Source organism: Streptomyces oryzae, assembly GCF_017676365.1.
Taxonomy (GTDB): Bacteria; Actinomycetota; Actinomycetes; order Streptomycetales; family Streptomycetaceae; genus Streptomyces; species Streptomyces oryzae.
Map to the genome: position 1 here is coordinate 17,777 of NZ_JADKMA010000062.1, position 18,203 is coordinate 35,979.

The following is an 18,203-nucleotide window of genomic DNA, read 5'->3' on the forward strand; positions in this document are numbered from 1 at the left end:
CGGCATCCGTTCAGGCGCCACCACAGCGCTCGACACCGGCCCGGGGCACGACATCCGCCCGGGCGCCCGCACGGCGCTCGACACCGGCCCGGACGCCAGTCCGCCGCTCGACACCGGCACGGGCACCCGCACAGGCACCCGCACGGGCGCCAGCGCAACGCTCGGCGCCCGTCCGGCGCTCGGCCTCCGCCCCGAAGGCCAGGCACTTCCCACCGGGCGGCGCGCGCCCTCCCGGGTGCCGTCGCCCCTCCCGCACGACAGTTCCCTGACGACGAGGTGAGTTCCATGTCCAAGGCCGCACCGGGAAAGGCGGCACCGGCCTTCGAGAGCGCGGCGGAAGAGGCCGCCGCCGACTCGGCGGGCGCCGTCGAACGGTCGCCGGGCACGGCCCAGCGGCGGCGCCGGGTGCCGGGTTGGTGGCCGCTGCCGGCGTGCGTGGTGCTGGGCGCGCTCGGCGGGGCGGTGTACGCCACCGTCGCGGAGCCGCGGTACGAGGCCACCAGCTATGTGCTGGTCTCCCCCGGCGCGCACGCCGAGGCGGCGTCGGCCCTCGGCTATGCGCAGGCGTACGGGAAGATCGCCACGGACGCGGTGGTGCTCCGCGCGGCGGAGGCCGGTGCCGGGCTGCCGCGCGGTGCGCTGCGTGCAAAGGTGCGTGCCGGGTCCTCGCCCGACGCGCCGATGGTGCGGATCACCGGCGGCGCGCCCCGCGCGGGCAAGGCGGCCGACTACGCCGACGCCGTGGCCCGCTCCCTCACCAGCACGGCGACGAAGTCGGCCCGGAGGACCGGTGTCCGGCTGACGGTCGTCTCGCGCGCGGCGCCGTCGGCCGCGCCGGTCTCCCCCTCGCTGCCGATCGCCGTTTCGGTGGGGGCGAGCGCCGGCGGGCTGCTGGGCGGGCTGGCGCTGCTGGCCCGCCCGCAACGGCGCGGACCCGCGGACGCCGTGCCGGTGCCGGCGCCCGCCACCGGCGGCGACGACACGGCAGCGGCCGACGGCGGCGGCGAGCCCGGCCGGCAGCAGGCGCAGCCGGAGGGTGCCCGATGACGTCCTCGCTGCCGCCGTCCACCCGCCGCAGGCTGGCCGGCCCCGTGCTCTCCCCGTGGCGCGGCGGGCGCGGGGACGCCTCCGGGCAGCCGCCCGTCCGGCTGACGGCGACGCTGTGCCGGGCCGAGGAGCAGTTCGCCGGGCTGGCCGCCGACTGGGAGGGGCTGCGCGGCCGCAACCGGTCGGCGACCCCGTTCCAGAGCCACGCGTGGCTGTGGTCGTGGTGGCGGTCGTACGGGCGCCGCGGCAGGCTGCGCGTCGTCCTGGTCCGGGAGAACGGCAGGCTGGTCGCCGCCGCTCCGCTGATGCTGGTGCACCGGCCGCTGCCCGCACTGGTGACTCTCGGCGGCACCATCTCCGACTACCAGGACGTGCTGCTGGACGACAGCTGCCCACGGGCCGCGGTGGCGCTCGCGCGCGCCCTCTATGTGGCCACCCGCAGCGCCGTACTCGATCTGCGTGAGGTGCGCCCCGGCGGCGCCGCCGAACGGCTGTACGCCGCATGGCCCGGGGTCAGCAGATGCCTGGCCGACTCGGTCTGTCTGGAGCTGCCCGGTATCCCGATGGAGGAGCTGCTGCGCAGGCTGGCACCGGCCAGCGCCAAACGGACCCGCCGCAAGCTGCGCCGTATCGACGAGCTCGGGGTCGAGGCACGCGAGGTGACGGGAGAGCGGGTACCCGACTCGGTGCGCACGATGCTGCGGCTGCACGAGCGGCAGTGGCGCGGCAGGGGTGTCACGCCCGAGCATCTGCGGTCCCGCTTCGGAGCGCATCTGGTGCGCGCCACCGAGGCGCTGGTGGCCAGCGGTGACGCGGCGGTGACCGAGTACCGGATCGGCGGGCGGGTCGCCGCCTGCGATGTCGCCTTCACCTCTCCCGACCTGGTGTGCGGCTATCTGTACGGCGCCGATCCGCGGCTGCGCGCGCAGCGGGTCGACATCGCGACCATGCTGCTGCGGCACGACGCCCGGTTCGCGGCCGGCACCGGCCGGGGCACCATGAGTCTGCTGCGCGGCACCGAGCCGTACAAGCTGCGCTGGCACCCGGAGACCGTGGTCAACCGGCGCTATCTGCTGGCCCGTCGGGAGCTGGCGCCCGCGCTGGAAGTGTTCGCCGCGCAAAGTGCGGGCCGCGAGCTCGCGGCTGCCGCGGCTCGCAAATTGCTGGGCCGCCGGTGAGGTCGCGGCGTGTTCCGGGGAGGGGGTGCCCCGGCCTGTTGTCTGCGGCCTGCGGGTACTCCCCCAAGCTCTTCGAGCAGGGGGTGCCCCCAGCTTGGCACGCAGTTCCCCGCGCCCCTTCGGGGCGCAACCCAGCCCGCGAAGCGGGGCAAGCCCTAACCGGCCAGCGTGCGCAGCCAACCCCAGTAGCGCCCCCACCAGTGCCGCGGAGCGGCGGACAGCGCTGTCCGGTACGTCGCGGAGGATGCCGGGTTGTGGCGGCAGCCCCACACGCCGTGTGGGCAGTAGTCCGTGATCGTCTGGTACAGCGGCCGGTGCCGGTCCATCCAGGCGAGCATCCGGCCGACGTACTCGGCATTGTCACCGTTGCGGAAGAGCCCCCACTCCGGGTAGGAGATCGGCTTCCGGTGCCGGGCCGCGAAGTCGACGTGCGCCTGGAGCCCGTACGGTTCGCGCACCTGCTCCGCGAAGGGCATGCCGGCGGGCTGGTCGTAGGCGTCCATGCCGAGCACGTCGACCACGTCGTCACCCGGGTAGCAGCGGGTCCACGGGACCGCGTCCCGGCCGCGGCTGGGCGCGAAGTCGAAGCGGAACCGCTGGCCCGGCACCGCGCGCATGGTGGCGACGATCCGGCGCCAGTACGCCTTCCAGACCGCCGGGTCGGGACCGCAGCGGTGTGTGTAGGTGGTGCCGTTCATCTCCCAGCCCAGTACGACGACGGTGTCGGTGAGCCCCTGGCGCACCAGCCGCTCGGCGAGCGTGCGGTAGTGGGTGTCGAAGCGTCCGGCAGCGCCCCTGCGGAGCAGTGCGCGCACCCATTCGTCGGACTTGCCGGCCTCGTTCTGGTCCGCCATGGGGACGTTGAGCACCAGCAGCCGGTCGCTCCTCTCCTGCCGCCAGCGCGCCCACGGCGACAGCAGGCGGGGCGGGCCCTCGATCTCGGACCACTGGCGGCCGGGCAGGTAGGTGTGCCCGACGCGCAGCCGCCTGCCGCCCAGCCAGCGCTCCATGTCCTGGATACGGCGCACGCCCTCGGGGCCGGAGCCGAGGAACGCGCCCACCAGCGGCTCGGCGGCTGCCACCGGGGCGGAGGAACCGGAGGCGGCGGAGGCGGGCGGCGCGGCGGAGCCGGAGGGTGCTGCGGCGGCGGACGGCGCGGCCGCAGCCGCGGAGGCGGACGGCGGCGGGGGGCCGGCCGGGTGCTCACCCCGCACAGGGCCGCGGCCCGGCTGGCCGCCGGGCAGCACCGTGCAGGAGGCGAGCAGCCCGACGGTGACGGCTCCGCCGCACAGAACCGCCCTGATCCGCCCGCTTCTGTGGCTGCGCATGGCTCCTCCTGGTCGCCCTGGGACCGCTGCAGGGGCCGGTCCGGGATTCTGATGGGCCGTCAGCGGAATTCTCGCCCCGCCAACCCGCCCCGCGTCTGAAGGACATACCCCATGCCGTCGTTCGCCACGGACGTGCCCGCACTGCTGCTGCGCCTCGATCCGAACCCGTACCACCACGGCACCCTGGGCGCCGCGCGGTCGCTGGGGCGTGCGGGCCTGGAGGTGCACGCCCTGCTCGGCTCCACGAACGGCCCCGTGCCCCGGACCCGTTTTCTGCACCGGGTGCACACCCTGCCGCGCGCCGCGGGCCGCCCGGACGGCTCGGCGGGCGGCGGCTCGCCGGCCGACGCGGAGCTGGAGCAGGCGCTGTGCGAGGTGTCCGCCGCGATCGGCAGGCCCGCCGTGCTCCTCGCGCTGGACGACCAGGGGGCGATCGCGGCGGCACGGCTGGCGCCCCGGCTGACCGGGCGCTATCTGCTGCCCGCCGTCGAGCCCTCGCTGCCCGCCCGGCTCGCGGACAAGGCCGAGTTGGCCGCCGTCTGCGCGCGCGCCGGGATCGCACACCCGGCCACCGTGCTGCCCGGCAGCGCCCGGGAGGCGGGCCGTGCCGCGGCGGCGCTCGGTCTGCCGGTGGTGGCCAAATGGAGCCGCCCCTGGCTGCTGCCGGCCGGTCTGCGCAGCACCGCGCTCGTGCACACGGAGGCGGAGGCCGTGCGGCTGTTCGGCCGGTCCGAAGAGGCGGGCAGCGCCCTGCTGTTGCAGCGCAGGCTGCCGGACGCGCCGGGTGCCGACTGGTTCTTCCACGGATACGCGGCCGAGGGCGGCCGGTTCCTGGCCGGCGGTGCCGGGCGCAAGGAGCGCGCATGGCCGCCGTACACGGGTCTGACGGCGGTCGGCCGCTGGCTGCCCAGCCCGCCGGTGGAAGCGGCGGCGGCCCGGTTGTCGGCCGCGCTGGACTACCGCGGCATCCTCGACCTCGACTTCCGGCTCGACCCCGCGACGGGCGTGCCCCACCTGGTGGACTTCAACCCGCGGCCGGGCGCCCAGTTCCGGCTCTTCACGGACGGCACGGGCCTGGACGTGGTCCGGGCCCAGCATCTGCATCTGACGGGGCGTGCCGTACCGGAGACACCCTGCGGCCACGGCCCGGGTGAGCCCAGGGGCGCTCCCGGCCGGGTCTTCGTCGTGGAGAACTACGCCCTGCTCGCCGCGCTGCTGGGCCCCCGCCCGCCCGGTCCGACAGCCACCGGAATGCCGCGCGGGCCGGTGGAGCCCGCCTGGTTCGCGCCCGACGACCCGCTGCCGTTCGCCGCGATGGCCGCCGGCTGGCTGGGGCGCTGCCTCGGCAAGGTGCTGCGCGGCGTCACGCCCGCCAGGGAACGGCCGGTCACCGTGCCCCGCCCCGGCGCAGCAGACGCTGCGCACCCCGCGCGGTCCGCGCACAGCGCGGCGAGCCCACCCGCACGTCACACCGAAACCGCACCGCACACAGAGAGAAGGAATTCATGTACGACCTCGTAGTGGTGGGAGCCGGACCCTACGGACTGTCCATCGCCGCGCACGCCGCGGCGGCCGGGCTGCGCCTGCGCGTGCTCGGCCGGACGATGGCCTCCTGGCGGGACCACATGCCGCGCGGCATGTTCCTCAAGTCCGAGCCGGGGGCCTCGGCCCTCTCCGATCCTGACGGCGCCCACACGCTGACCGCCTACTGCGCCGAGCGGGGTATCGAGGTGGGGCACGGCCGTCCGCTGCCGCTGGACACCTTCACCGAGTACGGCACCTGGTTCGGCCGGCACGCGGCGCCGCCCGCCGAGGAGACGACCGTCACGAGCGTCACCCCGCACCCCTCCGGCTTCCGGATCAGAACGGCGCACGGCGAGCAGCTCACGGCCCGAACCGTCGCGCTGGCCATCGGCGTCATGCCGTTCGTACACCGGCCCGTCGTACTCCGCGGCCTCCCCGCCGACCTGGTCTCGCACAGCACCCAGCACCGCGATCTGAGCCGGTTCCGGGGCAAGGACGTCACGGTGGTCGGCGCCGGCCAGGCGGCGCTGGAGACCGCGACACTGCTGGCGGAGGCGGGCGCCGAGCCGCACGTGGTGGCCCGCGCGTCCCGCATCAACTGGAACGCGCCGCCACAGCCGCTGGAGCGCGGCCGGCTCAGCACGCTGCTCGACCCGCACAGCGCGCTGGGCACCGGCTGGCCGACCTGGGTGTGGTCCCGGCGGCCCGACGCGGTGCGGCGGCTCCCGCCGCCCGTACGGCTGCACATCGCCCGGCACGCCCTCGGCCCGGCGGGTGCCTGGTGGCTGCGGGAGCGGTTCGAGCCGGCCGTGCCGACGCTGCTGGGAAACACCATCACGGCCGCGGACCGTATGACGGGCGTCGCCGGCGTCGGTGGCGGGCCCGGCAAACGGCTGCGGCTGTGGCTGCGGGCAGCGGACGGGACGGCGCGGACGCTGGAGACCGACCATGTGGTGGCCGCCACCGGATTCGTGCCCGACCTGTTCCGGCTCGGGCTGCTGGACTCCACCCTGCGGGAGACGCTGCGCCGGGTCGGCCACAGCGGTGCGCCGTGGCTGACCCAGGACTTCGAGTCCTCGCAGCCCGGGCTGTTCTTCGCGGGGCTGCTGTCGGCACCCTCGTTCGGCCCGGCCATGCGCTTTGTGCACGGCGCGTCGTTCACGGCGCCTCGCCTGGTCGCCGGGGTGTGCCGCCACATCGCTGCGCGGGGGGCCTTGGCGGCCCAGCCTGTGCGGCCGCAGCCTGCGCGGGTCGGGGTGCCTCGGTCCGAGGCATCCGAGTCGGCGCCCCGCGAGGTGAAGGCCGGCCGGTGATCCGGTGCCCCGGCGGGGGCGCCCCGCCTCGTCGTCCATTTCCCGAACGCCCCTGCCAGGAAGCGCAGTTGCAGGCCTCAGTCCAGCCTGACGCGGCCTTGAAAACGTCCCTCAACAAGGGAAGAGTCTTCCGAACGGACGCTCGGAAGCAAGGGAGTTGAACGATGGAAACGCGAGACCTCGGTGCACCCTGGGGCGTCACCCGCATGGCACCGTATGCCGAGACCGACCCGGTTCCCCTCCGCAGCCCGGTGATCGACCCCGAAACCCAGATCGCCGTTGTCATCGACGAACGCGGCCGCACGGTCGAACTCCACGACCACCGAACCAGCAGCAGCACCTCGAACTAAACGAGTACCAGCAGCGCCGACAGCTACGACTCCGACGACTCCTCGGACTCCGACCACGACTGACTCCACGACTGACTCATGGCGACAGGCCCGAACGGGTCGGTGCTGGTACTGACCAACCCGCACGACGTGACCACCGACGTGGTACTGCGAATTCTCGCGGACCGCCAGGTCCCGGTAGTCCGTCTCGACCCCGGCACAGACCTGCACACAAGTGCCGCGCTCACCGCCACGTACCGCACGGGCGATCAGCGCGGCACGCTGCGCACGCCGAGCCGCGAGCTCGACCTCACCGAAGTGCGCTCCGTCTGGACGCGCCGCCCCTCACCCTTCGAAGGCCCGCCCGGACTGGGCGAGCAGGAACGCCGGTTCGCGGCCTCGCAATCCCTGTGGGGCGCCGGCGGCATCCTGGCGTCGCTCCCCGGAGCCCATTACGTCAACCACCCGTGGAACAATCGGGCGGCGGAGTACAAACCGGCTCAGCTCGCCGCCGCCCAGCGCAGCGGCCTCTTGGTTCCCGGCACGCTGATCACCAACGATCCCGATCAGGCCCGGGAGTTCGCCACTCAGCAGACCGGCGGAGTGGTCTACAAGCCATTGTGGAACACCCCCTATAAGGCGGACGGCCAAGCGCAGCAGGTGTGGGTACGGGAGGTGCGCCCGCACGAGATCACGGCCGCCGTGGCCGCCTGCCCGCACCTGTTCCAAGCCAAGGTGGAGAAGGCGTTCGACGTACGTCTCACGGCTGTCGGCAACCGGTTGTTCGCGGTCCGGATCGACAGTCCCGATCTCGACTGGCGGCAGCGGCAATCCCTGATGGAGTGCACGTCTATCGCCGTCCCCGACCGGGTCGCGCGCTCGGTGTCCGCCTACCTCAGCATCTCCCGGCTCGCCTTCGGCGCGTTCGACTTCGCCGTCACGCCCACCGGCGACTGGTACTTCTTCGAGTGCAACCCCAACGGGCAGTGGGCATGGCAACCCGACTCGATCACCGACTCGATAGCCCATGCCGTCGCCGACCAACTGGAGAACGGCCCCGAAGCCTGAGCCGGTCCGCTGAACACCGGGCCCGCAGGACCTGACAGTCATGCGGTGAGCGTCGTGGTACCGGCGGGTGCCGTCAGCAGCGTGCCCTCACCGGTGTCCAGGTGCCAGGGGCCGGGGGCGTCCGTGGCCTCGACGGTGAGTTGCCGTCCGCGCCGCCGGATGCGGAACACCGCATCGGCACCACCCGGCCGGGGCACCCGCGTGGTGACCGAGGCCCCATCGGCGAGGCCGTAGACGCGCAGGGTGACCCCGTGGGCCCAGTCGTAGTCGGCACAGTCGTCCCGTTCGCCGTACGGCAGCACCGCTCCGGGCCGCACCAGCAGCGGCAGGCTGTCGAAGCCGTACTGCTCGCGCCGCCAGCCGGGGCCCGTCATCCGTTCGCCGGACAGCAGATGGGTCCACTCGCCGTCGGGCAGGTAGTACTCGACGGTGCCGTCGGCGGTGAAGACGGGGGCCACCAGCAGGTCGTCGCCGAGCATGTACTGCCGATCCAGGGTGTGGCAGGCCGGGTCGTCCGGGAACTCCAGCAGCATGGCCCGCATCACCGGGGTGCCCGCTTCGGCGGCCTGCTGTGCCGCGCGGTAGAGGTAGGGCATCAGCCGGTGCTTGAGCCGGGTGAAGTCGCGGGTGACGGCGACTGCTTCCTCGTCGTAGCTCCACGGCACCCGGTAGGACGTGCTGCCGTGCAGCCTGCTGTGCGAGGAGAGCAGTCCGAACTGGACCCACCGTTTGAACAGTTCCGGGCGGGGGCTGCCCTCGAAGCCGCCGATGTCGTGGCTCCAGAAGCCGAACCCGGACAGCCCGAGGGAGAGGCCGCCGCGCAGCGACTCGGCCATCGCACCGAAGGTGGACTCGCAGTCGCCGCCCCAGTGGACGGGGTACTGCTGGCCGCCCGCGGTCGCCGAGCGCGCGAAGAGCACGGCCTCGCCCGCGCCGCGCTCCTCGGTGAGGGTCTCGAAGACGGTGCGGTTGTACAGCTGGGTGTAGTAGTTGTGCATCCGCTCGGGGTCCGAGCCGTCGTGCCAGACGACGTCGGTGGGCACCCGTTCGCCGAAGTCGGTCTTGAAGCAGTCGACGCCCTGGCCGAGCAGCCCGCGCAGCTTGTCCGCGTACCATGCGCGCGCCCCGGGGTGGGTGAAGTCGACCAGGCCCATGCCGGCCTGCCACAGGTCCCACTGCCAGACGCTGCCGTCCGGCCGCCGCACCAGGTAGCCGAGCCGGGCGGCCTCGTCGAACAGCGGGGATTTCTGGGCGATGTACGGGTTGATCCATACGCAGATCCGCAGCGGCTGTTCCGCGTCGCTCTCCTTGAGCCGCCGCAGCATGCCCTCCGGGTCGGGGAAGACGTCCGGGTCCCAGCTGAAGTCGCACCACTGGTAGGCGCGCATCCAGAAGCAGTCGAAGTGGAAGACGCCCAGCGGGATGTCCCGTTCGGCCATGCCGCGGACGAAGCCGCGGACGGTCTCCTCGTCGTAGGAGGTGGTGAAGGAGGTGGACAGCCACAGCCCGAAGGACCAGGCCGGGGGCAGCGGCGGGCGGCCGGTGAGCGCGGTGTAGCGGTCGAGGATCTGCTTGGGCGTGGGGCCGTGGATGATGTAGTACTCCAGCGTCTGGCCCTCGACGCTGAACTGCACCTGGCCGACGGCCTCGGAGCCGACCTCGTAGGACACCTTGCCGGGGTGGTTGACGAAGACGCCGTAGCCGCGGTTGGTGAGGTGGAACGGGACGTTCTTGTACGCCTGTTCGCTGGCGGTGCCGCCGTCCGCCTGCCAGATGTCCACGCTCTGCCCGTTGCGCACGAACGGGGTGAAGCGCTCGCCGAGCCCGTAGACCAGCTCGCCGACGTCGAGCGAGAGCTGTGCGAGGGAGTGGTGGGCGCCGTCGGGCGCTGTGGTGGCATAGCCGGTGCCGCGCGACTCGACGGAGGTGAGGGTGCGGCCGTCGGCGGTGAACTCCAGCCGGTACGGCGCCGCCGTGTCCACCCGCAACGACAGCTCGCCGCTGGCCAGTTCGAGCACGGAGCCCTCGCGGGTGATCTTGGCTGCCGCCACGTCGTCCTCCCGGCCGGGGCGCAGCGCGAAGTGCGGGCCGTGGTCCGGGGTGCCGGCGTGGTGGGTGGTGCGGATGCCGATGACGCCCTCGGCGGGTGAGAAGCACTCGACGGTCAGCAGCGGGCCGTTGAGGGTGTCGCCCCGGTGCCGGATGTGCCGTACGGGGGCGTAGAGGGTGAAGCGGTCGTCGGTGACGCGGGTGTCGGCGATCTCGGTGGCGTACGACGCCTGGACGCCGTCGCGCATCAGCCAGTAGCCGTCGGTGAACTTCATCGGTCGGCCTGCTCTCCGTTGTGCGGTGCGGTGGATGCCTGGTGCGGGGTGTGCGGCGGGTGCGGGGTGCGGCTTCGGCGGTGGGCGGCGATCAGGTCGCGGTACCAGTGGTAGCTGTCCTTGGGGAGGCGCTGCTGGGTCGCGTAGTCGACGCGGACGAGGCCGAAGCGCTGCTCGTAGCCGCGCGCCCATTCGAAGTTGTCCAGCAGCGACCACACGTAGTAGCCGCGAACGTCGACTCCGGCGCGTACCGCCTCGGCCACGGCGGCCAGATGGGTGCGCAGGTAGTCGATACGGTCGATGTCGTGCACCCGCCCGTCGGGGGTGACGGTGTCGGCCTCGGCCGTGCCGTTCTCGGTGATGAGCAGCGGCGGCAGCGCCGGGTAGCGCGCCGTCAGGTCCGTGAGCAGCTCGGTGAAGGTGCGCGGATCGACGGGCCAGCCCATGGTGGTGTGCCGGACGTCGTCGCGGGCGCACTCGGCGACGCGGATGTCGGTGGCCGTGCGCGTCGCCGGGTCGGGGTCGCGGTGGGGCGCGTCGGCCACGGTGATCGGGCGGTAGTAGTTGATGCCGAGGAAGTCCAGCGGAGCGCCGATCAGCGCCAGATCGCCGTCCCGGCGCCAGGAGCCGTCGGCCTGCGGCCCCCAGGTCTCCGCCGCGCCGCGCGGATAGCGCCCGGCGAACAGCGGGTCCAGCCAGGTCTCGTTGTGCAGCGTCTCGGCCCGGCGCACCGCGGCGTGGTCGGCGGCGGAGTCGGTGGCGGGCAGCAGCCGGTCGGGATTGAGGGTGATGCCGGCCTCGGCCACTCCTGCGGCGCGCAGTGCGCGTACGGCCAGACCGTGTGCGACGAGCAAGTGGTGCGCTGCCGCGAGCGCCCCGCGCCCCTCCCGTGCGCCGGGTGCGTGCCGGCCGGTGGCGTAGCCCAGGAAGGCGGCGCAGAACGGCTCGTTGAGGGTGATCCAGCGCGGTATCCGGTCGCCGAGCCGGTCGGCGACCAGCGCCGCGTACGCGGCGAACCGCTCCGCCGTCTCCCGTACCCGCCAGCCGCCGCTCTCCTCCAGCGCCTGCGGCAGGTCCCAGTGGTAGAGGGTGGCGGCCGGGGTGATGTTGGCGGCGAGCAGTTCGTCGGTGAGCCGGTCGTAGAAGTCCAGGCCACGCGGGTTGGCCGGCCCGGTGCCGGTGGGCTGGACGCGGGGCCAGGCGACGGAGAAGCGGTAGCTGTCCACCCCCAGCCCGCGCAGCAGCGCGACGTCCTCGCGGTAGCGGTGGTAGTGGTCGCAGGCGACATCGCCGGTCGCGCCGCCCTCGGTCCGGCCGGGCTCCTGGCAGTAGGTGTCCCAGATGGAGGGACCACGGCCGTCCTCGTCGTGGGCCCCTTCGATCTGATAGGCGGCGGTGGCCGCCCCGAAGACGAAACCCTCCGGAAGGTCAGGGGGGTCCGGGGGAGGCGGAACGGGCGCAGGGCGCCCCGGGGAAGGGTTACTCATCAGGATGAACAGCCTCACTAGCTCTGGGGGGTTGCCTCTTCCCGCCGCAGCGGCGGGACGCACGACGGCGATGGTTCGGCGGCCCTTCCGATGGCCGCAACCGCGACCGCGCCGGACAGCCGCCCGGCTGAAGCGGCAGCAACTCGCGGCCACCGCCTCATGGCCGGGGCGTTACTTGACGGACCCGCCAGTGATCCCGGCGGCGATGTACTTCTGCGCGACGACCAGCAGGACCGCCGCCGGCACGGCGGACAGTACGGCGGTGGCCATGACGGCGCCCCAGTCGCTGACGTGGGCGCCGACGAACTGGTAGATGCCGAGGGTGACCGGCTTGACGTCGTCGGTGGTGTTGAGGGTGAGCGCGAACATGAAGTCCGACCAGGCGAAGAGGAAGGTGAACAGCCCAGCGGTGAGCAGGGCGTTGCGGCTCATCGGGAGGACGACGCGGACGAAGGCGGTGAACCGGTTCGCACCGTCCACCAGCGCCGCCTCCACCACTTCGCCGGGTATGGAGACCATGAAGGCGCGCAGCAGCACGATGGAGAAAGGCAGCCCGAGCGAGGCGTCGGCCAGGATCAGCCCGAGGTAGGAATTGACCAGCCGCAGCTCCGCGTAGGCGCTGTAGAGGGCGTTGGCGATGACGATGCCGGGCACCATCTGGGTGATGAGCGTGGTGAAGACGATGGCCCGTCCGCCGCGCAGCGAGAACTGCGCCAGCCCGTAGGCGGCGGGCGCCGCCAGCGCCAGACAGACCGCGACGGCGCCCAGCGCGACGCCCAGGCTGGTGAGCAGCGAGCGGCCCTGGCTGTCCAGCGCAGCCCGGAAGCTGTCCAGCCCCGGCGAGGTGGGGAAGAAGTCCACGTCGATGCCCGAGGACGGCTGCAGCGCGGTGACCAGCATCCAGTAGAGGGGAAAGAGCAGCACGGCGAGGATCAGCAGCGCGGCGACGGTGTTCCAGGCCCCGCGCGCCCGGCCGCCTGTGCCCGGCCCCGTGGTGCGCGCGGTTCCCGGCGCCGTCCGGATGGTTGACGATGACATGGTGCTCACTTCCCGGTGCCGAAGTCGGCGCGGTTGGCACGCAGGTAGAGCACCGCGAAGACCGCGCTGATCAGGATGAGGACGTTGCCGACGACGGCGCCCTGGCCGAAGTCGAGGCGGAGGAAGGACATCTGGTAGGTGACGGTGCCCAGCGTCTGGGTGGCGTCGGCGGGGCCGCCGGAGGTGAGGGCGAGGATCAGGTCGAGGATCTTCACCGTCGACATGAAGCCCAGGACGAGGACGACGGTGATTACCGGGCGCAGCATCGGCAGCGTGATGGAGCGGAAGGCCCGCCACGGTCCGGCCCCGTCCAGCGCGGCCGCCTCGTACAGATCGCGGGGGATCTCCTGGAGGCCGCCGTAGAGGATGACCATGTTGAACGGGATACCGATCCAGATGTTGACCAGCACGGCAGCCAGCAGCGCCACATCGGGGCTGCTCAGCCAGGGCACGCCGCCGTCGGTCAGGCCCAGTGCCTGCAGGGCCGCGTTCAGCACCCCGTGTTCCTGGTCGAGGATGCGCCGCCACACCACGGCGGCCACCACCATCGGCACCAGCCACGGCAGCAGCAGTACCGCCCGTACGAAGCGGGAGAGGCGGAAGCGGCGGGAGAAGAAGACGGCCAGCGCCAGCCCGAGAGTGAACTGGCCCAGCAGCGAGCCCACCGTGAACAGCGCGGTGTGCCACAGTGCGTCGGTGAACAGCGGATCGGAGAACACGGCCCGCCAGTTGTCGAGGCCGTTGAAGGGAGCCTCGCCGGTGAAGTAGGTGGTGGGTGTGTAGTGCTGGAAACTCATCAGCACGTTCCGCACCAGCGGGTAGCCGAAGAACGCGGCCATGTAGAGCAGTGCGGGAGCGATGAAGAGCCAGCGCAGCAGCGCGGTGCGGCGTCTCCCGGTGCCGCCGCGCGCGTCTGCTGAGGAGGCGCCCGCTGCAGGTGCGGATACGGAGGGGGCTGTGACGGTACTCATGCTGGTCTCCTCACTCCCCCGCCGTCGCCTGCCGCTGGGCACGGCGCAGGGCCGCCTCAGGGCTGCTGCCGCCGGTGAGTACGGACTGGAAGGCCCCGGCGAGCGCGTCGCTCACCGCCGGCCAGCGGGTGCCGACCTTGGCGGTACGGGAGCGCGCCGTGGTCACCAGCTCGGCGAACGGGGCGAGCTTGGGGTTCTGTTCCGCGTAGGTGCGCGCTGCGGCGGCGCGGGTGGGCACGTTGTTTACGGCCTCGCCCCAGTCGAGCTGATTGCCGGGGGTGTTGAGGCAGTTGAGAATCCTGGCGGCGTTTTTCTCGCGCTCCCGGTCATCGCTCTTGGGGACGGTCATCACGGTGCCGCCGACGGGAGGTACGGCCTTGCCGCCCGCCTCGGGGACCGGGAACTTGGCGACGGCCCAGTCCACCTTGTGCTGCCCTTCCAGCACCGGAACCTGCCACGGCCCGTTGACCATCATCGCGGTGCGGCCCGCGACGAACTGGTCGTTGACGTCCTGCTGGTTCCAGTTGACGACGGCCTTGGAGACGGACTTGTCGGCCACCAGGTCCTTCCACAGCCGCAGCGCTGCCTCGCCCTTGCCGCTGTCGAGCCGCGCCTCGTCACCGCCCGCCGACCAGAAGAACGGCAGGAACTGGTAGACGCCGTCGGCGTTCGGGCTGGCGCTGAAGGCGAACCCGTAGGTGCCGCGGCCGGTCAGCTTCTTCGCCGCCGTCCGCAGCTCCTTCCAGGTCCGGGGCACCTCGACGCCCGCCTTCTTCAGCAGGTCCGGGTTGTAGTACAGGGCCAGCGAGTTGACGGAGCGGGCGATGCCGTAGCGGGTCCCCTCGAAGGAGCCGAGGGAGACCCCGCTCTCCGAGAGCCCGGAGGTGCGTACTCCGAGCTCCCGGAGGCTGCGCAGCCCGCCGGCCTGCGCGAACTGCGGCAGCTCTGAGCCGTCGAGTTCGAGGATGTCCGGCAGCGAGTGCGAGGAGGCCATCCGCAGCGCCTTGGACGACACCTGGTCCGCGGGGACGCTGTTCTGCTCCACACGCAGCCCGAACTTCTTGGCACAGCGGTCGAAGAACTTCTGGTTCTTGGTGTGCTCGGCCGTGTCGGTGGCCGAGTTGAGCACGGTGACGGTACCGGGCTCGGGCGCGGCGGCACACCCGGTGAGCCCGAGCGCCACCGTGGCACCGGCCATGACCATCGGGAGTACGGGGCGGAATTGCATAGGGGTTTCTCCAAATCGAGGGCTGTCCAGCTGCGCCCCGAAGGGGCGCGGGGCTGGTCTTCTCTGCCTCTCGCGGGCGCTTCGCTGGCTTCGAGGCATCCGCGCTCAGCCTGGGGGCACCTCCCGGCCGGAGGCTGGGGGAAGGCCCGCAGTCGAAAACGCACCGCACCACCCGAGCTCTCACCGCATCGAAAACGAACTCACCCGCATCGCATCCGAAAAGACCAGGTACACGTCGTGCCGGCCGTGCGCACCCCGCAACCGCGCGCTGACGCTCTCGTAGGCGTACCGGTCACCGGTACTCCGCACTTCCACCGAACCCACCACCCGCCCCCGCGGCGAGCCGAGCCGAACCGCCAGGTTCCCGCTGCCCCGCGCCTCGCGGGCGACCCGCGCGGTGAACTCCCGTGCCCCTGACCCCAGGTCGACATCGCGGAACAGCACCCAGGCACGGTCCTCGACAGCGCCGACGGCCTCGCCCCGCGCCTTGCTCTCGTCGACCAGCCGGACACCCCGGTAGTCGTCGAAATCCGCGGCCCGGGTGGTCCGCGACAGATCCCGCGGCGGGACCTTCTCGCCGCGTACCAGCAGGGTCGTACGCCCACGGATGTCGGTGCACGAAGCGCCGATCCGCAGTTCGGCCTCGCCGCTCTCCAGCACCTCGCGGCCCCGGGTGACATCCCAGTGGGCGAGGTCTGCGGCGCGCAGTTTCAGCCGCACGGTGGTGGAGTGGCCCGCCTTCAGCCGGACGCGTTCGAAGCCGCGCAGCTGCTGCAACGGCTGCTTGTCCCGGGAGCCGCGCCGGCGCACGTAGAGCTGGACGACCTCGTCGCCGTCGCGCCTGCCGGTGTTGGTGACCTCGACCGAGACGGTCACGCTGCCCTCGGGCCGCAGGGTGCGGGAGGAGAGCCGGGGCGGGCCGTAGCGGAAGGTGGTGTAGGACAGGCCGTGCCCGAAGGGGTACAGCGCCTTGCCGCGGAAGTAGAGGTAGGTGCGGTCGGCCTTGATGATGTCGTATTCGAGGAGGCCGGGCAGGTCGTCCTGCGACCGGTACCAGGTCTGGGTGAGCCGCCCGGCCGGGTTGTGGTCGCCGAAGAGGATGTCGGCGAGCGCGGTGCCGGTCTCCTGGCCCGCGTGGGTGGTCCAGACGAGGGCCGGTATGCGGGACTGCTCCCAGGTGACGGTCTGCGGATAGCTGCTCTCCAGCACGACGACCGTGCGCGGGTTGGCCCGGTGGACGGCCTTGATGAGCGCGGACTGCCCCTCGGCCAGTGACATGTCGGTACGGTCGTGGTCCTCGCGGCCGTTGATGGCGGGCATGGTGCCGGCGACGACGACGGCCACGTCCGCCTCGCGGGCGGCCTCGACCGCCTCGGCCACTCCGTCGCGTACGGTCTCGACCGTGTACCGGGTGGCGTCCTTCTCGGCGACCAGCCCGACGGTGCCGTCGTCGTCCGCCTTGAGGTACTTCTTGGGGCCGAACCAGTCGGTGAGGGTGTCGTATCCGGCGTAGCGCACCAGCCGGACGTCCCCGTCCTGCTTCTCCAGCACGAACTGCTGCTGTACGTACCAGCCGCCGGGCTGCTCCTGGTCGTTGCGGAAGACCTTGCCGTCGTAGCCGAGGTACTTGGCGTTTGCGGCGCTGCGCAGGGTGACGATGCCCTGCCCCCAGTCGTAGACGTCGAACTGCGCGGTGGTGCCGGGGCTGCTGCCGCTCTCGGTGAGCACGGCGCCGTCCGCGCCGTCGCCGCCGGTGAGATACGCGCCGGTGGCGGCGTTCTTCAACGCGATTCGGTCGACTCCCGCGCTCCCGGTGACCTTTCCGGCCGACCCGAGCCGCTTCTTGATGCCCTCGCGGGGAGTGACCTCGTACGGCAGCGAGCCCGAGTACCAGTCGGTGTAGAGGGTGTCGGCGAGCGGGCCGAGGACGGCGACCTTCTTCAGGCGCTTGGCGTCCAGCGGCAGTACCGCGCGGCCGCCCGGCGCCGGGGCGTTCTTCAGCAGCACGATCGCCTCCCGCGCCGTCTCGCGGGCGAGGGCGCGGTGTGCGGGGCTGTCGATGACCGACTTGGAGATCTTCCCGTAGGGCCCGCCGTCGGGGTCGAACTCGCCGAGCCGGCAGCGGACGCCGAGGATGTGCCGGACAGCCGTGTCGATGTCGGACTCGCTGATCAGGCCCTTCTCCAGGGCTGTGGTGAGGGCCTTGACCGTCTTGCCTGAGTCCTCGCTGTCTGAGGTGAAGCTGTCGATGCCCGCCTTGAGCGCCGCCGCGTCCGCCTCGGCGAGGGTGGAGTAGTAGTCCTGGCCCCCGGTGAGGTTGTTGGGCGCGTCCGCGTCGGTGACGTTGAGCAGGTCCTGCCGCGCCCACTTCCGCACCGCGCCGTCGAGGTCCGGGTTGACGGTGGCCGGGCGCCCGTTGACCAGGTTGTAGGAGGTCATCACGCCGGTGACCGCGTCGGCGGCCAGCGCGGGCCGGAACGCCGCCTCGTAGTACTCGTGGCGGACGCGCGGGGGCAGCACCGAGTCGGAGGTGGAGCGGTTGTGCTCCGTGTTGTTGGCGAGGTAGTGCTTGATGGTGGGCGCCGTCTTCAGATAGCGCGGGTGCTCACCTTGGAGGCCGGTGCCGTAGGCGAGGGAGATGACGCCGGTCAGATACGGGTCCTCGGAGTAGCCCTCCTCGTTGCGCCCCCAGCGCGGGTCGCGCAGCAGGTTCACCACAGGCGCCCACAGGTTGAGGCCCCAGCCCTTGGGCCGCTCGTGCTGGAGGCCTCGTGCCTCGTCGCCGACGGCGGCCCCGACGCGCTTGATCAGCGCGGGGTTCCAGGTGCTGGCCAGGCCGAGCGCCTGCGGGAAGACGGTGGCCTTGCCGAGCCAGGCGAGCCCGTGCAGGGCCTCGGTGCCGGTGCGGAAGGAGCGGACGCCGAGCCGGGGGACGGCAGGCTGGTACTGGTGCAGCAGGGAGATCTTCTCGTCCCGCGTCAGCCTGCCCAGCAGGTCTTCGACGCGGTCGGCGAAGGGCAGTCCGGGGTCCTGGAACGGGTGACCCGTGCGGGCGCCGGCGCGAGCGGCCTGCCGGGTCCGTGCGGCGGCGGGAGCGGATGCCATCAGTCCGGTACCGGCCGCCGCCAGCGGGGCGGCGAGACCGAGAGCGAGGACGTTGCGTCTGGGGGTGCCCTGTTCCTGCACGGGGGCTCTCCTTCGGTTCGAATCCGTCGAAGCGTTTCGACGGGCAGCGCGGGGAGGTGGCTGGCGGAGGCGGTCATGAAGTGGAGTCGGACGGTGATGACTGACGGATAACTGACGGGCCGTCAGCTCGGAATGCGAAAACCGGCGGGACGAGGGGAGGGGTGGTCGGCGGTGGGTGGTTG

13 protein-coding genes are annotated in these 18,203 nt (G+C 72.5%); 6 read left to right on the top strand and 7 right to left on the bottom strand.

Translation table 11 applies throughout. The annotated features are described in order from the left end of the window. The first annotated feature begins 285 nt into the window (after window positions 1-285). Both ITI46_RS14465 and ITI46_RS14470 read left to right on the top strand, forming a co-directional pair. Window positions 286-1,047, top strand: a complete 762-nt coding sequence (locus ITI46_RS14465; protein WP_209239934.1) for a YveK family protein — start codon at window positions 286-288, stop codon at window positions 1,045-1,047. Further along, entirely contained in the window at window positions 1,044-2,225 is a 1,182-nt protein-coding gene (locus tag ITI46_RS14470; RefSeq protein ID WP_209239935.1) for a GNAT family N-acetyltransferase, read from the top strand. The genes ITI46_RS14465 and ITI46_RS14470 overlap by 4 nt, the downstream gene beginning before the upstream one ends. A gap of 155 nt (window positions 2,226-2,380) precedes the next feature. On the opposite strand, the gene ITI46_RS14475 is transcribed toward ITI46_RS14470, so the two are convergent. Next, a complete protein-coding gene (locus ITI46_RS14475) occupies window positions 2,381-3,553 on the bottom strand; it encodes a glycoside hydrolase family 26 protein (protein WP_209239936.1) in 1,173 nt (390 codons plus the stop codon). Window positions 3,554-3,664: 111 nt separating this feature from the next. Between ITI46_RS14475 and ITI46_RS14480 the strand changes: the two genes are divergently transcribed. The 4 genes from ITI46_RS14480 to tgmB all read left to right on the top strand — a co-directional run bounded on the left by ITI46_RS14480 (window position 3,665) and on the right by tgmB (window position 7,787). Continuing rightward, a complete protein-coding gene (locus tag ITI46_RS14480) occupies window positions 3,665-5,074 on the top strand; it encodes a carboxylate--amine ligase (RefSeq protein ID WP_209239937.1) in 1,410 nt (469 codons plus the stop codon). Continuing rightward, complete coding sequence (locus ITI46_RS14485) at window positions 5,059-6,390, top strand: NAD(P)-binding domain-containing protein (protein ID WP_209239938.1); 1,332 nt, start codon at window positions 5,059-5,061, stop codon at window positions 6,388-6,390. The genes ITI46_RS14480 and ITI46_RS14485 overlap by 16 nt, the downstream gene beginning before the upstream one ends. A gap of 164 nt (window positions 6,391-6,554) precedes the next feature. After that, window positions 6,555-6,740 (top strand): putative ATP-grasp-modified RiPP, encoded by a 186-nt coding sequence (gene tgmA / locus ITI46_RS14490; RefSeq protein WP_209239939.1) that lies wholly within the window; start codon window positions 6,555-6,557, stop codon window positions 6,738-6,740. A 78-nt stretch (window positions 6,741-6,818) separates the two neighbouring features. Beyond that, complete coding sequence (tgmB, locus tag ITI46_RS14495) at window positions 6,819-7,787, top strand: ATP-grasp ribosomal peptide maturase (RefSeq protein ID WP_209239940.1); 969 nt, start codon at window positions 6,819-6,821, stop codon at window positions 7,785-7,787. Window positions 7,788-7,825: 38 nt separating this feature from the next. On the opposite strand, the gene yicI is transcribed toward tgmB, so the two are convergent. The 6 genes from yicI to ITI46_RS14525 all read right to left on the bottom strand — a co-directional run bounded on the left by yicI (window position 7,826) and on the right by ITI46_RS14525 (window position 17,940). Beyond that, complete coding sequence (gene yicI, locus ITI46_RS14500) at window positions 7,826-10,111, bottom strand: alpha-xylosidase (RefSeq protein WP_209239941.1); 2,286 nt, start codon at window positions 10,109-10,111, stop codon at window positions 7,826-7,828. After that, window positions 10,108-11,598, bottom strand: coding sequence for a GH1 family beta-glucosidase (locus ITI46_RS14505; RefSeq protein ID WP_209239942.1), 1,491 nt, complete (start codon window positions 11,596-11,598; stop codon window positions 10,108-10,110). Before ITI46_RS14505 ends, yicI begins: the two co-directional genes overlap by 4 nt. Window positions 11,599-11,769: 171 nt before the next feature. Beyond that, window positions 11,770-12,636, bottom strand: coding sequence for a carbohydrate ABC transporter permease (locus tag ITI46_RS14510; protein WP_209239943.1), 867 nt, complete (start codon window positions 12,634-12,636; stop codon window positions 11,770-11,772). A gap of 5 nt (window positions 12,637-12,641) precedes the next feature. Beyond that, window positions 12,642-13,607 (bottom strand): carbohydrate ABC transporter permease, encoded by a 966-nt coding sequence (locus tag ITI46_RS14515; RefSeq protein WP_209239944.1) that lies wholly within the window; start codon window positions 13,605-13,607, stop codon window positions 12,642-12,644. A gap of 10 nt (window positions 13,608-13,617) precedes the next feature. Continuing rightward, window positions 13,618-14,835, bottom strand: a complete 1,218-nt coding sequence (locus ITI46_RS14520) for a sugar ABC transporter substrate-binding protein (RefSeq protein ID WP_209239945.1) — start codon at window positions 14,833-14,835, stop codon at window positions 13,618-13,620. A gap of 180 nt (window positions 14,836-15,015) precedes the next feature. Then, entirely contained in the window at window positions 15,016-17,940 is a 2,925-nt protein-coding gene (locus ITI46_RS14525) for a glycoside hydrolase family 3 protein (RefSeq protein ID WP_209239947.1), read from the bottom strand. Between the last annotated feature and the right edge of the window lie 263 nt (window positions 17,941-18,203).